Origin of the sequence: Cobetia sp. 29-18-1 (assembly GCF_029846405.1) — a bacterium.
GTDB lineage: Bacteria > Pseudomonadota > Gammaproteobacteria > Pseudomonadales > Halomonadaceae > Cobetia > Cobetia amphilecti.
Window position 1 is genome coordinate 34722 of the sequence record NZ_JARWKS010000010.1, and the last position, 16139, is coordinate 50860.

Consider the following 16139-nt stretch of genomic DNA (forward strand, 5'->3'; position numbering starts at 1 on the left):
GCAGCACCGAAGACAACGCCGATGACAAGCCAGACGATAGAGACCCTCATACAAGAACGGCCGCCCAGGAGGCGGCCGTTCTTCTTCATGCAGTTGTGACTTTCCGCGGTGTGCTCTCAGCGATCACTCTGCTGCTCGATCTACACGGAGGTTCATGAGGCCAGCTTGAGGATATCGTCATACAAGGCTCTCGAAAGCGTGACGCCCTCTTCTTGATGCTTCCGGCGAGCCTTGAAGCGACGCTCGGAAGATAGCCTTGCGCCCTGCTGCTTCACGAGTTCGAACAGCCTTTCAGAGCGCAGCATGTGCTGCTGGGAGCTGCCACCCGTGAGGCGCGCGGGATCTATCGCGATGATCAACTCCCCATGATACGGCAGGCTCCCCTTGCCCTGATCGTGTTCGCTGGATTCGATACTCAGCATGTCGCCGATCAGCGGCCCTGCAATCAACTCGATCATGATCGCCAGCGCAGAGCCCTTGTGATCACCGAAGGGCAGCATCGCGCCATGATCCAGCACTTCCGTCGGGTCCTGCGACGGCTCACCCTGTCGATCGACACCCCAGCCGAGCGGAATCTTGTCCCCCTGGCGACGATGCAGCTCGATATCGCCGCGCGCGATGGCACTGGTGGCGAAATCGAATACGTACGGGTTACCGTCCTCGCGCGGCCAGCCAAAGGCGAGGGGATTGGTCCCCAGCAGAGGCTGACTGCCACCATACGGCGCCATGTACGACTGAGTCGGATTGCAGGCGATAGCGACCAGCCCTTCACGCGTCAGCCGCTCGATCTCTACCCACAATGCCGTACCATGCACGCAATGATTGATGGCCAGAATGGCAATGCCATTGGCTCGCGCCTTGTCGAGCAGCTCAGGCACGCCCTGCTGGAAGGCCAGCGACGAGAAGCCCCCCCTGGCATCCACCTTGACGATGGAGGGCGCCGTATCCTCGACCACCGGCACGGCGTCCGGCACCACACCGCCATTGTTCAGTGTCGCGACGAACCCCATCAGGCGATAGAGCCCATGGGAGCGACAGCCGTCCATTTCCGCCGCCACCAGCGCGTCACTCATGGCATCGACATGTGGCTCACTGAACCCATGGTGGCTCAGCACCTCGTGACATAGCGTCTTGAGCGCTGCCCGATCGAGATTGACGTCCATTCCTGTCTCTTCCTGTGTTGCATCACTCATACGAACTCATTCCTTTCCAATAAGGTGTCCATCATTTCCATGACGGTCCGCTGATGGCATCAGGCAACCACAGCGCCAGTCCCGGGAAGGCCAGGATCAGCGCCAACACCACCAGCTGCAGGAAGATGAAGGGCATCACCCCCTTGTACATGTGCTTCAGCGTCACTTCAGGAGGTGTGATGGCACGCAGATAGAAGATGGAGGGCGCCAACGGCGGTGTCAGATAACTCGTCTGCATCACGATCAGGAAGGCCACGCAGAACCAGATCTCATCGAACCCGAGCAGGCCGATGACCGGCATCGCCACGGGGATGACGATCAGGACCACCGAGATCATGTCGAGCACGAAACCGGCCAGGAAGGCGATCAGCAGGATGGCGCCGAGAATCAGCCACGGGCTCAAGCCGGTATCCAGCAGCAACGACTGTACGGTGGCCATCCCGCCGGAGGCGAAGAAGACGCCCGCGAACATGTTGCCGCCCAGCACGATCAGCAGAATCATAGCGGTGATGTTGAGTGTGCGTATCGCCGCGTTCCACAGGGTGGACAGCGTGAGATTGCGATACCCCAGCGCCAGCAATACGGAGCCGAGCGCCCCACAGGCCGCCGCTTCCGTCGGCGTGGCGATGCCCATCAGAATCGTGCCCAGCACCACCAGGATCAGACTCATGGTCGGCAGCAGCGCACTCAGGGTAATGGTGAGCAGCTTGCCCCACCCCGGATGCTGCTCATCTTCCTTGAGTCGCGGCGCAAGGGCTGGCTTCAGCGCACAGACCACGACGATATAGAGGAGGAACAACAGCGCCATCAACAGGCCCGGGATCAGCAGACCACTGAACAGTGATCCGACAGAGACGCCGGCCACAGGCCCGAGAATGACCACGGTAATGGAAGGCGGAATCGCCGTGCCCAATGAGCCACTGGCACAGATAGTGCCGGAGATCAGCGACTTGTCGTAGTGATGCTTGAGCATGACCGGCACGGCCAGCATGCCGATCACCGCTTCGGTGGCCCCGACGACACCACTGGCGGCGGCGAAGATGGTGCCCATGATGACCGCGCCGACGCCCAGTCCGCCGGGCATCCGGCGTGTCCACAGATGGATGGCACCGAACAGTCGCTCGGCAATGCCGGAATTCTCGAGCATCGCGCCCATGAAGATGAACAAGGGCACGGCAGCCAGAATGGAGTTGGACGCCGTATCCTCGATCTTGGTCAGCAGTTGATAGGCCGCGGCATCCCCGAACTGGGCAACACCAAAGACGGTAGCGACGACGATCATCGAGAACGCGATCGGGAAACCGAGCACGATCAGAGCGATGAGCGCAGGGAACATGATAAGGGCAATGAAGTCGCTCATGAGGACACCTCCGCGCCATGATCATGGCCCAGCAGTGTGCTCCAGAGCTTCAACATCTCCGCGATCACCTGCAGCGTCAGATAGACAAAGCCCAGCCACCACACGCCGAAGACCGGCCAGATCACCGGATTCCAGGCAGAACGCCCGGAGCGCTCATTGCTGGAGAACGCCTCGAGCGCATAGAGCGACAGCTCCCAGACAAGCCACATCAATACCGGCAGCAACACCGCATAACAGGCCAGATGAACTCCAGCTCTGAGACGCGGTGCAAAATTCTGGCTCAACACATCCACACTGACGTGCTGGCCGACACGCAGGGCATTTGCCATGCCAAGCATGAAGATGGCGCCCATCACCATGTAGCTGACTTCAAACGCCCATAAAGTGGGCTTTACCAGCACATAACGACTGAAGACTTCATAGACCAACGCAAGCACCAGCGGCAGTATCAAGACTGCCCCCAGATACCCGGCCCAGCGGGTCTGGCGCTCAATGACAGCGACGATTTTCATGGCAACTCACCAGGATGACGACAAGGAGAGAGCCCGGGCGATACAGGTATCGCCCGGGCCAGGGACATCATTCAAGAGGACTTAGCGTCCCATTTCCCCGATCGGCAAACGGTAGTCCTGCCAGGTCGTCATGCTCTGTTTGAAGGTACGTTGCGACTCAAGCACACGTGCGAACCACTCATTCTCGCCCGCCTTCTCATCTTCCCAGGCACGGGTCTCTTCGTAGATGGCATCGATGAAGGATTGATCCAGCTGCACGATTTCGTTGGGGCCTTCTTCCAGCTCCTTGAAGGCCTTGAGATCGGCAAAGGAGCTATCCAGCCAGGACTCGAACACGCTCAGCTTGCCCGCGAGACGCAACTGGCTCTGCTGGGCTTCGCTCAGGCCGTCCCAGGCATCGACATTCACTTCACACTCAAGAATGCCGCCCGACTGATGGATGCCGGGCAAGATGACGTACTGCGCCACATTCTGGAAACCCGTCGGCTTGTTGAGCTCAGGACTCCCCCACTCCGCCGCATCAATCACACCGCGATCCAACGCCGTATAGATGTCACTGCCGGCCATCACCACGGTGGAGGCCCCAAGGCGTGAGGCGATTTCAGCCCAGGCACCCGATGTTCTCAGGCGCAGTCCCTGGAAGTCTTCAAGAGTCTGCACCTTCTTGCTCGAGTGCAGGAATATCTCGGTGCCCAGGGTCGAGCACGGGAAGGCCACGACGCCGAACACCTCGCGACGGAAGGCTTCATAGAGCTCGACGCCGCCGCCCTCGTACATCCACAGCATGAATTCTTCCGGCGTCAGGCCGCTGGAGTGCCCGGCCAGCAGCGCTGCCGTCGGGTCAGTTCCGTAGTCATAGTTGATGTAGTTATGGCTGATCTGCGCGACACCGGACTTCACGGTATTGGTGACACGCAGCGCACCACCCAAGGTGCCGCCGGGGAACACCTGGATGCTCACGTCACCATTGGTCAATTCGTTTGCATAGTCCGCGAAGGTCTTGGCATCCCGTTCAAGCCAGGGCCCACCGCCCCACGGTGTCGCCATCTTCCACTCGATGTCCGCCGCCTGAGTCGTGGCAGTCGCCAACAGGCTGGCAGCGATACCCATGCCGAGGAGCTGTTTCTTGAAGTTGTACATTATTGTTTTCCCAAGATTATTTTAATTAGAGTGCAATGCTATGCGTACCTGCAGGCGAATGCCTGATACAGGCTGAGGCCTGATACACGCCCAGTGGGCGGCCACTGTCGATTGCGCATTCGCCTCCACAATTGCATATACGCAATATTGGGTCAAATATGGATATCAGGCTCGACATTTTGCTCATGGAAGCCCTAAATGGACGCCATCATGGCGTTCATGCCTCTCCCTGCCGCAGCATGACCTGAAAGCTCACGCCCTTGCGCTACACCGGCATAGGCAGCGACAGACGCCACCCCAGCAGACGAACACGATGGAGCACGCTGACATGACACCCCACCAGGAAACGCCGATCGCCATGAAGCACCGAGAACGCAAGGCAGGCGCCATTGGTGACAATCTCAAGGCACTACGCAAGGAGAAGGGGCTGACCATCGCGGCCGTGGCCAGCGCGTCGGGAATCTCGGCGGCCAGCGTGTCGAGAATCGAGAATGGACGCATCTCACCGACCTTCGAGGCGATCGTGAACCTCGCCAAGGGCCTGAACGTGGATGTCAGCGAGCTGTTCTATCACACGGAGGACACGTCATTTCGGGGTTGGCTCGCGTTGACGCGAGCGCAGGAGGGAGAAGTCATCGAGACGCCCAACTACCGCTATCGACCGCTTTGCAACAACGTGGCGTCCAAGGAATACATGGTACTGGAAACCACCGTGCTCAATCGCAGTCTCGAGGAGTTCGGCGGCCTGCAAAAACATTCCGGCCAGGAGCAGATCATCGTGACCAGCGGCGAGGTGACGGTCTGGACCGAACTCTACGACCCCATCCAGCTCAAGGTCGGTGACAGCCTGGCCTTCGACAGCACCCTCGGACACGCCATCACCTACAACGGTGACACCCCGGCGACCATGACCTGGGTATGCAGCGCCTACGCCTGAGAATGCTGCCCGGGCCTGACGTGCGTTGGCAGCCTCGCCATGTCAAAACGTGAACGACAAGCACGAGAAAGGGCCTCACTGGAGGCCCTTGTCTTTGGTCTTGCTGACTTACTGACGTATGAACACGCGGCTGGAATCAGCGATTGAGAATGATGGCCGTGATCGCGCCACCCGCCACCGCCGCCAGCACATAGCGCCCATCGATGTTCAGCCAACGATGCCCGCGCGGCGGTTTGGAGAGGTGACGATGGTGCCAGTCCTTCACCCAGTAGCGGCTGTCGGAGTAGTAATGACGCGGCAGGTGATCGCCACGGCGCCACTGGTGATGGCGTCGCGCCTCATGACGGCGGCGTTCATGATGACGCTGCTGCCTGTGGTGCTTCTTGTGCTGTTTACCGTGATGGCCGCGGTCGTGGTGGCCATGCCCACGGTCATGATGCCCGTGGCCTCTATCGTGCGGTCCTGCCTGAGCCAGCGGGGCTCCCAACAGCGTGAATATCATCATCAGAATGGTCAGTGTGCGCGTTCGCATGGCTGGCCTCCTCGCCTTGCCCCGTCGCCAATCAAGCGCCGGGAGTCGTGTTGGGGCTTCCTGGTTAGGAAACAGTGTTGCGCAACCTTAGCGAGAACTGGGGAAAGCCGCAAGATGTCTCATTTTTCTCGTTCTTTGTCGTTATTTCATGCACTTTCCGTCGCATTGTGCCGAAACCGATGTCGCCACCGACCAACACCCACCTTTATATGTCGTCACCTCTATAGCGCTCTCTATCGTGCTCTCTCGCAGCGACCCGACTTTCGCTGCCCTTTCCGCTGCTCTTTCCGCTGCCCCATTTCCCCTTTCGACTCCCGGGCCTCGGGCCTCGATCAAGACACTGCTGAGGCATGGCAAGAAAGCGACGATGCCTGGTACGCCAATCGCACCACATCGGTGCAAGACCACTCTCAGAGTTGTGAGATATCTGCCCCTGGATCGTTGGCCGTTTTAGCCAGGACACAATGCTTCAGGCGCCGAACGGGGTGTGAGAACGGAAAAATTCATTTTGCTGAATCGTGTCATTGAATCGAGACACCTTCGCGCAATCCCAGATTTCATGCGGCCTTCAGCGCCTTCCTGACTTCCATAGCCATGATCACTCGAGGTCATAGCCCAAAGTTCAAGCACGCGGGCTTTGCGTTTTGATGACCATTCACCGATCATTTGCACCACACCTGAGTCATTTGATCGATAATAGACGATCTACCCTCGTCATCGCCGACAGGATCGCCAAGGCGGCTGCGTGACATCTCGGGTAGGAGCAGCAAGACAAGCCGTAAAAAAACAGGAGCCAATCATGGCCAGTACTGCGCCAGATTTGGATCGGCAGATCGCCCATATGGACGATGAGCTACTGCCGGTGCCACGTCATAAACTGCACCGGTGGCCACACTTTGCCGGTCTCTATGCCGCCGAGCACGTTGCCGCGACCGAGTTCGTCATCGGTGCCACCTTCGTGGCGCTCGGTGCCGGTATCTGGGATATCCTGCTGGGCCTGCTGATCGGTAATGGCCTCGCAGTGCTCAGCTTCTGGTTGATCACGACGCCAATCGCGATCGAGACCCGTCTGAGCCTCTTCACCTATCTTCACCGTATTGCCGGTGATTCGATGTCACGGCTCTACAATTGGGCCAACGTGGTCATATTCACCGCCATATCGGCGGCCATGATTACCGTTTCCGCCACGGCGGTCAGGCTGCTGTTCGACATCCCGGCCCAGACCCAGGCCTATCCCACCAGCTTCGAGTTCATCCTGCTGGCACTGGCCGTGGCGGCCATTGTGGTGCTGGTCGCGGTCTATGGCTTCAACGCCCTGACCGAATTCGCCAGCATCTGTGCCCCGTGGCTGATGCTGATGTTCACCGTCGGCGGCATGGTTCTGCTGCCGGAACTGGCGGAGTCCGTCACTGGTGAAACCAGCCTGAACAGTTTCTCGAGTTTCATTGATGTCGCCGGCAGTACCGTCTTCACCGGGATCAACTCCCAGGGCGAAGCGGGCATCGGCATCTGGGAAGTCATCGGCTTCTCCTGGGCGGCCAACACCTTCTCCCACTTCGGTCTGATCGACATGGCGCTGCTGCGCTATGCCAAGCGTATGCGCTCCGGCCTTGCGACCAGCACCGGCATGATGTTCGGCCACTATGTCGCCTGGATCTCCGCCGGTCTGATGGGCGCGGCCACCGCAGCCGTCGCCGGTATCAGCATCGATGTGCTGGAACCGGGCGAAGTGGCGTTGCACGCCCTTGGCGCCGCTGGCTTCGTTATCGTGGTCGTCGCAGGCTGGACCACCGCCAACGCCAACCTGTACCGCGCGGGCCTTGCCGCCCAGTCGGCCATGCCGAACCTGTCGCGCAACAAGGCGACGCTGGCCGTGGGTATCTGCGTTGCCGTGCTCAGCTGCTTCCCGTTCGTCTATCGCAGCATGCTGCCGCTGCTGACCTATGCGGGCCTGGTGCTGGTGCCGGTCGGCGGGATCATCTTCGCTGAGCATCACCTGTTCCCGAAACTCGGCTTCAGCCGTTACTGGGCGCGCTACAAGGGCGTGAAGCACAACACGCCGGCACTGGCAACCTGGGCGCTGTCACTGATCTTCGGCTTTGGCCTCGAGACGGTCGACGTGATCCCGTTCTACTACCTGTTCCTGCCGACCTGGTTCGTCTCCATCATCCTCTACACCCTGATGGCCAGATCTGCCGGTGCAGCCGACTCCTACCCGAAAGCCGAAGCGGCCGAGCGGGAATTCCAGGAGCGTGTCGAAGCCCTGCACGCCAAGCAGGCCGAGACCACCAACCACGCACCGGTCAAGGACACTTCGGGTCTGACCAAGGCCATCAAGGCCGTCTGGATGGTGCTGGGCCTGGCGGTGCCGATGGTCCTCGCGCTGCGCGTACTCTTCGGCAGCCCGGACCTGGCCAGCTACGAAGCGAATCGTGAGTTGTTCTATGACGTGACCATCTGGTCGACGATCATCTACTTCATCTTCGCGTACTGGGAGCTGCAGCGCAGCAAGGCGCTGTTCAACAAGCAGTCCCCCAAGCAAGCGGCCACCGCTAGCTGAGTCGGCAGGGGCTTGCCCCCTGCCATGCCAGCGGCGAAGGAAGCCTGAATCACACGGGTGACCTTCGCCGCTGGCCGTTACGACCTACCCTTTCTTTACCCATCTCGACTCGACCGCGACACGCGGCAGGAGACCTCCCCATGACCCGTCTCTCCAATGCCAGTCTGACTCAGCTGGACGCCAAGGTAGCCACTCCGAACTATGACCGCACTGCGGTCAGCGCCGGTATCGTCCACTTCGGCGTGGGCGGTTTCCATCGTGCGCACCAGGCCATGTACCTCGACGAGCTGATGAATCAGGGCAAGGCGCTGGACTGGGGCATCGTCGGCGTCGGCGTGATGCCGGGCGACCGCCGCATGCAGGAAGCCCTGGCCTCGCAGGACCACCTCTACACCGTGGTACTCAAGCACCCGGACGGCAACTATGAGCCGCGCGTGGTGGGTTCCATCATCGATTACCGCTTTGCCCCGGACTCCCCGGATGCCGTCATCGAGCTGATGGCCGACCCGGCGATCCGCATCGTCTCGCTGACCGTCACCGAAGGTGGCTACAACTTCCACCCGGTCACCGGCGAATTCAATCTCGAGAACGCCGACGTCCAGCACGACCTGGCCAACCCGGGGGAAGCCAAGACCAGCTTCGGCCTGATCACCGAAGCCCTGGCACGTCGTCGCGAGCGTGGCGTCGCCCCGTTCACCGTGATGTCCTGTGACAACATCGAAGGCAACGGCAACGTCGCCCACAAGATGTTCACTGCCTACGCGCGTGCACGTGATGCAGAACTGGCGGCATGGATCGAAGCCGAAGTCCCCTTCCCCAACTCCATGGTCGACCGCATCACGCCGGTGACCACGCCGGCTGACATCGAAGAGCTGTCCTCACGTTTCGGCGTGGAAGACGCCTGGCCGGTGGTCTGCGAGCCCTTCACCCAGTGGGTGCTGGAAGACCACTTCGCCCATGGCCGCCCGGCCTTTGAAGATGCCGGCGTGCAGCCGGTGGAAGATGTCGAGCCCTATGAGCTGATGAAGCTGCGTCTGCTCAACGCCGGTCACCAGGCGCTGTGCTACTTCGGCTATCTGGCCGGCTATCGCTACGCGCATGAAGCCTGCAACGACCCGCTGATCGTCGACTTCCTGCTCGGCTACATGAACGAGGAAGCTCGCCCGACGCTGGCCCAGCTGCCGGGTATCGATCTCGACGCCCATTGCCGCACGCTGATCGAGCGTTTCGCCAACCCGGAAGTCAAGGACACCCTCGCGCGTCTGTGCGCCGAGACCTCCGACCGCATTCCGAAGTTCCTGATCCCGGTGGCACACGCACAGCTCAAGACCGACGGCGAACTGCGTCGTACCGCAGCCGTCGTGGCCAGCTGGGCACGTTATGCAGAAGGCGTGGATGAGCAAGGCGAGACCATCGACGTGGTCGACCCGCTGAAGGACGAGCTGATGGAGCGTGCCAGCCGTCAGCGCGAAGAGCCGACTGCCTTCCTGGACAACCGTGAACTGTTCGGTGATCTGGTCGATCAGCCGCGCTTCCGCGACGCCTACCTGGCAGCGCTGAAGAGCCTGCACGACAACGGCGCGCGCGCCACGCTGGAAATGCTGGTGGCAGACGCCAAGTAAGCATGGCGGTGCAGGGGTTCACGACAACGTGATGCCCCGCCAGCGCCCGCAGAAAGACAAAAGCGAGATAGGCAGCCGCCTGTCTCGCTTTTTTTGTGCCTCATGCCACGCCTTTCCTCACACCAGCGCAACGGTCCAGAGTCCCGCCAGCATGATGACGATGCCGATCCACTTGGCGATGGCCGCTCGCTCGCGCAACCAGAGCACCCCGAGCATCACGCCCAGCGGGATCGACAGTTGACGCATCGCCACGACGAGGCTGACCTCCGCCGTCAGCGTCATGGCAACCAGCACCAGCCCGTAGGTCGCCATCACCATCACGCCGGTCAGCACCATGCTGCCCCGCTCCCCCCGCCATAGCGCGGGCAGGCGGCGACGCTCTGCCGGCAGCAACATCACCAGCAGCGCGCCCCAAGCGACGGTCATGATGGCCTGCAACACCAGAAAGACAGCGCCCGCCGAGGTGGGCGAGTAACCGACACTCACCATGATATCCAGCGCCTGCTTGTCGATCAGCGAATAGCCGGTGGTGCCGACTGCTGCCAGCAGCGCGAACCCCAACGCGGGCGTCAGGTAGGTCGAGGGGCGCAGGCCCTGCGGACTGCTCAAGGGCAGCACCAACGCGCCGAGCACGATCAGCCCCATGCCGACCAGATCCAACGCCGTGAGTGCCTGACTGCCCAGCAGACTCAGTGACACCAGCGGCACCAGCACCACCGGCAAGGCCCGCGCGATGGGATACAGCACACTGACCTCGCCGCGCGCATAGGCCCAGGCAAGTCCGCCCATGTAGAGCACCTGACAGAGGCCGGTGGCCACCAGCCAGCCCCAGAATTCAGTGGGCAGCACGGCAAACGATGGCCCCAGTCCCAGCAGCGGCGCAAAGATCAGCGCACCACTGGCCATGGCCAGCATGAAGAAGGCCAGCGACGGCGCCCGCCCCTTGCCGAGCAGATTCCAGCCGGCATGCAGACAGACCGAGATCAGGATGAGTCCCAGCGCCAGTGGGCTCAAGAGGCACTCACGGCAATCGTGTGGGCTTGAACTTGAGCTTGAGCTTGAACATGAAATTGGGCTTGAGAGTGAGCTTGCCCGTGCATGGGGACAGGCATGCGGACGGGCATGCGGGAATTACGGGCTTTCAGGGCAACCAGGCGGCAATCGCCAATGAGCATATGTCCTTACCTTTTGCGAGAAGACGCCAGCCTCAAGGCCTTGTGCAAGGACCCGAGGCTGGCGCCTGAAGGGGTGGAGTGAAGTGGTGGGGTGAAATGGTAGATCAAGGTGGGCGAGCGAGGTGACAGGCAGGCCTGGCGTCGCCACCCCGTCACCAGGCTGTCAGGGGCGCTCACCGCGCGCCAGACGCGCCTCGATCTCGCGGATCACCTCGGGCAGCTGCGCGATGGTGTCGATCATGAAGTGCGGCCCGGACGGCGTGAACTGGGCTTCGATGGCGCTACGCCTTTCGTTGAGCTCTGCCTCCGACAGGTCCATGAACACCGCGTGATCCAGCCCCATGGCGTTGCCGGAGCAGGTCAGCGCGACCGTCCACATGCCGGCGCTGCGACCTTCCAGCAGCCCCGGCGCCGTGTCATCCACTTTCACACAGGCCGCCACGTCAGTGATGCCCAGCGCGATGACATTGGCCAGAGACTGCGCCGGAGAGGGTCGCCCCTTGGGCACCTCATCGGTGGCCACGACATGGTCCACCACCAGCCCATTGCCCTTGCCCCGTGCGACGACCTGCTCGAGCACTTCGCGGGGGTAGCCGGAGCAGGAACCGATCTTGATGCCCTTGTCGCGCAACCCGTTGATGACCTCGAGCGCGCCGGGAATCAGTGCGGAGTGCGCCCCGATCTTGTCGATCTGCAGCGGCATGAAGCGCTCATAAAGCGCCGTGACATCGGCATCACTGGGGGCGTGGCCACAGGCCGCCTCGAAACGGGCCGCGATCGCTGGGTCATCACACAGGGTGCGAATGTGCTCCCATTTGCCCATGCCCATCGGGCCGCGCGCCTCTTCCAGACTGATGGCCACGCCGATTTCCGCAAAGGCCTCGACGAAGATCTGGGTCGGCGCGAAGGAGCCGAAATCCACCAGGGTGCCGGCCCAATCGAAGATGGCAGCCTGCAGACGATCCGGGGTGTGGTATTGCATGACAGTTCTCCAGTCAGTTGAGTGCGACAGCGCCAGCGCACGGGCGGGCATCGTCGACACCCAGGGTGGCCAGCGCGTCATCCACGGCGGCCAGAAGTTGATCCATCACGCGGACATCCAGCTGCCCGATGCTGCCGATGCGGAAGCTCTCCACGTCGGTGAGCTTGCCCGGGTAGATGATGAAGCCACGTGCCTTGAGCTCGGCGTAGAAACGTGAAAAGTCGAAGTCCGGGTGTGCCGGGCTCAGGAAGGTGGTGATGATCGGCGACAGCCAGACATCGTCGAGCAGGGTCGTGAAGCCGCGCTGACGCATGCCTGCCACCAGTCGCTGCATGTTGGCGTGATAGCGGGCGTGGCGGCCCGCGACGCCGCCCTCCTCGGCGTGTTCCTTCAGCGCCTGGTGAAACGCCGCCACCACGTGAGTCGGCGGGGTATAACGCCATTGCCCAGTGCGCTTGAGGTACTGCCATTGATCGTGCAGGTCCAGCGACAATGAGTGGCTACGCCCCTGTGCCGCCTGCAGCGCATCGCGCCGGGCGATCACGAAGCCGAACCCCGGCACCCCCTCGAAGCATTTGTTGGCCGAGGAGATCAGCGCCAGAAACGGGGTACGTTGCGCATCGATCTCCAGCGCCCCGAAGCCACTCATCGAATCGAGGATCAGCTCACGGCCGTGTGCTGCCACCACCTCGGCGATGTCCGCCACCGGATTGAGCATCCCGGAGCTTGTCTCGCAGTGAATCATGGCGACATGGCCGATCTCGGGCCTTGCCGCGAGTCTGTCGGCCACGGCCTTGGCACACGGCGCCTCGGCATCGCCCCACGCCAGCACGTCGCAGTCGCGCCCCATGCGGGTCAGTAGACTGACCAGCCGCTTGCCATAGGCACCATTGACCAGCACCAGCGTCGTACTCGTCGGCTCGATCAGACTGCCCAGCGCCGCCTCGACCGCGAAGGTACCGCTGCCCTGCATCGGCACGCACTCATGGTGCTCACTGGCATTGGCACAGCGGAGCAACTGCTGGCAGATCTCGGCGGTCTTGGTGTTGAAGTCCTGATCCCAGGAGCCCCAGTCCTTCATCATGGCGGCCTTGACGCTCTCACTGGTGGTCAAGGGACCGGGAGTCAGCAGGTACGGATGTTGAATACTCATTGGTATATACCAGTTAATTTGCACAAAAAAAAGACGGCCAACGGCGTAATCAGGTCGCCTGTCGCCAGCGTTGGGCACGGGTCAACAGCAGATGACTGACCACCGCATGCAGCAGCTTGACGCCCAGACAGGTGAAGAAGATCAGCACTGCCATGGCGGCCGCGCTGGCGAAGTGCCCGGCTTCGTCGAGATGCATCACCGCGATGGAGGCCAGTCGGGTATCGCTGTTGTAGAGAAATACCACCGCCGAGACGGTCGTCATCGCGTTCATGAACAGATAGGCCGAGATATCCAGCACTGACGGCAGAGACACCGGCAAGGTGATGCGGCAGAAGGTCTTCCAGAACGGCACCTTGAGTGAGGCACCGACCGCCTCGAATTCCCCATCGAGCTGCTTGAGCGCGGTCACCGAGGTCAGGTGGCAGACGGTATAGAAATGCACCAGGGTGTTGAGCACCAGAATCGCGAAGGTGCCGTAGATCCAGTTCAGCGGGTTGTCGGCCTGGTTGAAGTAGAAGATGTAGGACAGACCCAGCACCATGCCCGGCACGGCCATCGGCATCATCGCCATGAAGTGCAGTCCCTGGCGCAGCGGGCGATAGCCCTGACTCTTCTCGGTCAGCCAGGCGTTGAAGAAGATGACCAGCGTGCCGATCAAGGTGACCCAGAAGGCCAGCGTCAGCGAGTTGAGCCACGCGTCCCAGCCACCACCCGCCAGCGCCTTGAAGGCGTAGTGATCGAGGGTCAGGCTCAGGTTGTAGGGCCAGAACTGCACGAGCGAGGCATAGATGGCGGTGCCGATCACGGCCAGAATCGCGGCGGCCACGCCATAGCAGAGCAGCGCGAAGACCCAGTCACGCAGCGGGCTTGGCGTCGGCTGCCAGGGCACGGCGCGCGCCGAGAGCTGCGCGACCTGACGGCGCTGGATCCAGCGGTCCACCGCGAAGGACAGCAAGGCCGGCAACAGCAGGATGACGCTGACCACCGCGCCCATCTGGAAGTTCTGCTGCCCCACCACCTGACGATAGACATCGGTGGCCAGCACACTGAACTGCCCGCCAATGATCTTCGGCACGCCGAAATCGGTGATCGCCAGCGTGAAGGCCACGAAGGCACAGGAGATGATGCCGTAGCGCGCACCCGGCAAGGTGATGGTCAGAAAGCTGCGCCATTTGGGCGTTCCCAGCGCGTCCGCGGCTTCATAGAGACGGGCATCGCTGTTGCTGAGCGCCGTCATCATGATCATCAGCGCATGCGGGAAGATCCAGAATGTCATGCCCATCACGATGCCGATGGGGCCGTAGATGCTCTCCCCCAGCAGCACATCCTTGAACCAGCCCTGATTGCCGAAAAGATACACCAGACTGATGGCTGGCAGCAGTGACGGAGCCAGTAGCGGCAGGATGGACAGCATGCGGAAGACGCGCTTGCCCGGCATGCAGGTGCGGGTGGTGCCGTACGCGCACAGGAAGGTCAGGCTCACCACCGTCAGGGTACTGATCAACGCGATGCTGACGGAATTGATGATCGAGCCGACCAGCGCCGGCGTCTGCACATAGCGCGCGAAGTTGGCCAGGCCGACGAAGTCGCCGCTGCGGTCCTGCACGCTCTTGATCAGCATGGTGGCCAGCGGCAACAGCAGCCCGATGACCAGCAGCGCCAAGGCCAGCAGCAACATCAACAGACGCAAGCCGGACTCGCCAGACAGCCGACCCGACAAGGGCAATGCGCGCGCCATCATGCCTGCGCCTCCACCAACGGATACAGGCGGATCGCCTCGGACGGCAGACGCACACCCACCCGAGCACCGACCCGCACGCCCAGTGACTCGCTGTCCTTGAGCGCCACATCCGCCGACAGTGTCTGCCCACAGCCCTCAAGCGTCAGAGTGATACGCAGGAAGGCGCCGAGAAACTCGACGTGATCCACCTGCGCCGACAGCCCCTCACCCACTGCGCACAGCGAGACGGCTTCCGGGCGAATGGCCAGACGCGCCTGATCCAGCCCCTCAAGATCATGCGCCGCGCATTCCAGTCGCTGCTGGCCCAGACGCAGAGTACTGGCGTTCTCGGGACAGCATTGCAGGAAGTTCATGCTGCCGATGAATTCGGCCACGAAGGCGCTCGCCGGCTGACGGTAGATCTCGGCGGGAGTGCCGATCTGCTCGATCACGCCATGGTTCATCACCACGATGCGGTCCGCCATGGCCAGGGCCTCTTCCTGGTCGTGGGTCACCATGATGGTGGTGACGCCCAGCCGTGCCTGCAGTGCCTTGATCTGACTGCGCAGATGCAGGCGTACGCGCGCATCCAGTGCCGACAGCGGCTCATCGAGCAACAGCAGCCCCGGCTCGGTCGCCAGCGCCCGCGCCAATGCCACGCGTTGCTGCTGGCCCCCGGACAGTGCCGCCGGATACTTGCCTTCACTGCCGGCCAGGTCCACCAGGGTGAGCAGCTCCGTCACGCGGCGGCGCATCGCGTCACGCGCATCGCGCCGATTGCGCAGCCCATAGGCCACATTGTCGAACACGGTGAGATTGGGGAACAGCGCATAGGACTGGAAGACGATGCCGAAGTCGCGCGCCTGCGGCGGCAGCCGTGAGATGTCCTGGCCGCGCTGGTGGATGGTGCCTTCGCTCTGCGGCGCAAGCCCGGCGATGGCGCGCAGCAAGGTGGTCTTGCCACAGCCGGAGGGGCCGAGGAAGCACACGAACTCGCCTTCGCGGATCGCGAGATCGATCTCGCTCAGGGCCGTGAACTGGCCATAGCGCTTGGTGAGGCCGCTGATCTTGAGGTGGATGCTGTCTGACGACGCAGAACGCGTGGTGAGTGCCTGAGGCGCTGCGTCACGCGCAGGCGCCCGGGCTGCAGGGGCGGATACCGCGCGCGGCGAGGCGCCGGCAGTCGCTGGCGGCGCTTGACGCGAGGCGTGATGACGCGGGGGTGCGGTCACAAGAGACATGCGAGAAACTCC

General features: G+C 62.1%; 13 protein-coding genes. 3 read left to right on the plus strand and 10 right to left on the minus strand.

Features of this window, described 5'->3' with window-relative positions:
• Positions 1 to 152 precede the first annotated feature (152 nt).
• The 4 genes from QD208_RS09695 to QD208_RS09710 all read right to left on the minus strand — a co-directional run bounded on the left by QD208_RS09695 (position 153) and on the right by QD208_RS09710 (position 4205).
• Positions 153 to 1193: an Ldh family oxidoreductase gene (locus QD208_RS09695; RefSeq protein ID WP_279836677.1), complete on the minus strand. Its 1041-nt coding sequence runs from the start codon at positions 1191 to 1193 to the stop codon at positions 153 to 155.
• A 31-nt stretch (positions 1194 to 1224) separates the two neighbouring features.
• On the minus strand, positions 1225 to 2553 hold the full coding sequence (locus tag QD208_RS09700) for a TRAP transporter large permease subunit (protein WP_279836679.1): 1329 nt from the start codon (positions 2551 to 2553) through the stop codon (positions 1225 to 1227).
• A complete protein-coding gene (locus tag QD208_RS09705; protein WP_279836680.1) occupies positions 2550 to 3065 on the minus strand; it encodes a TRAP transporter small permease subunit in 516 nt (171 codons plus the stop codon). The genes QD208_RS09700 and QD208_RS09705 overlap by 4 nt, the downstream gene beginning before the upstream one ends.
• A gap of 81 nt (positions 3066 to 3146) precedes the next feature.
• Complete coding sequence (locus QD208_RS09710) at positions 3147 to 4205, minus strand: C4-dicarboxylate ABC transporter substrate-binding protein (protein ID WP_107335045.1); 1059 nt, start codon at positions 4203 to 4205, stop codon at positions 3147 to 3149.
• A 328-nt stretch (positions 4206 to 4533) separates the two neighbouring features.
• Here QD208_RS09710 and QD208_RS09715 point away from each other — a divergent pair, with 328 nt between their 5' ends.
• The gene (locus tag QD208_RS09715) at positions 4534 to 5142 is read left to right on the plus strand and encodes an XRE family transcriptional regulator (protein WP_279836681.1); all 609 of its coding nucleotides are present in this window, start codon (positions 4534 to 4536) and stop codon (positions 5140 to 5142) included.
• A 136-nt stretch (positions 5143 to 5278) separates the two neighbouring features.
• On the opposite strand, the gene QD208_RS09720 is transcribed toward QD208_RS09715, so the two are convergent.
• The gene (locus QD208_RS09720) at positions 5279 to 5674 is read right to left on the minus strand and encodes an RcnB family protein (protein WP_279836683.1); all 396 of its coding nucleotides are present in this window, start codon (positions 5672 to 5674) and stop codon (positions 5279 to 5281) included.
• 799 nt (positions 5675 to 6473) lie between these two features.
• Here QD208_RS09720 and QD208_RS09725 point away from each other — a divergent pair.
• Both QD208_RS09725 and QD208_RS09730 read left to right on the plus strand, forming a co-directional pair.
• A complete protein-coding gene (locus QD208_RS09725) occupies positions 6474 to 8234 on the plus strand; it encodes a hypothetical protein (protein ID WP_153635513.1) in 1761 nt (586 codons plus the stop codon).
• A 140-nt stretch (positions 8235 to 8374) separates the two neighbouring features.
• Positions 8375 to 9856, plus strand: a complete 1482-nt coding sequence (locus tag QD208_RS09730; RefSeq protein ID WP_279836685.1) for a mannitol dehydrogenase family protein — start codon at positions 8375 to 8377, stop codon at positions 9854 to 9856.
• A 117-nt stretch (positions 9857 to 9973) separates the two neighbouring features.
• Here the strand turns inward: QD208_RS09730 and QD208_RS09735 are convergent, their stop codons facing one another.
• From QD208_RS09735 to QD208_RS09755, 5 genes are all read right to left on the minus strand, one after another.
• Entirely contained in the window at positions 9974 to 10870 is an 897-nt protein-coding gene (locus QD208_RS09735; RefSeq protein ID WP_153635511.1) for a drug/metabolite transporter, read from the minus strand.
• A gap of 324 nt (positions 10871 to 11194) precedes the next feature.
• Positions 11195 to 12013, minus strand: coding sequence for a phosphonoacetaldehyde hydrolase (gene phnX, locus QD208_RS09740; protein ID WP_153635510.1), 819 nt, complete (start codon positions 12011 to 12013; stop codon positions 11195 to 11197).
• 13 nt (positions 12014 to 12026) lie between these two features.
• A complete protein-coding gene (locus tag QD208_RS09745) occupies positions 12027 to 13166 on the minus strand; it encodes a 2-aminoethylphosphonate--pyruvate transaminase (protein WP_279836687.1) in 1140 nt (379 codons plus the stop codon).
• 49 nt (positions 13167 to 13215) lie between these two features.
• On the minus strand, positions 13216 to 14907 hold the full coding sequence (locus QD208_RS09750) for a putative 2-aminoethylphosphonate ABC transporter permease subunit (protein ID WP_279836689.1): 1692 nt from the start codon (positions 14905 to 14907) through the stop codon (positions 13216 to 13218).
• Entirely contained in the window at positions 14904 to 16127 is a 1224-nt protein-coding gene (locus tag QD208_RS09755; RefSeq protein ID WP_153635507.1) for a putative 2-aminoethylphosphonate ABC transporter ATP-binding protein, read from the minus strand. The genes QD208_RS09750 and QD208_RS09755 overlap by 4 nt, the downstream gene beginning before the upstream one ends.
• Positions 16128 to 16139: the final 12 nt, after the last annotated feature.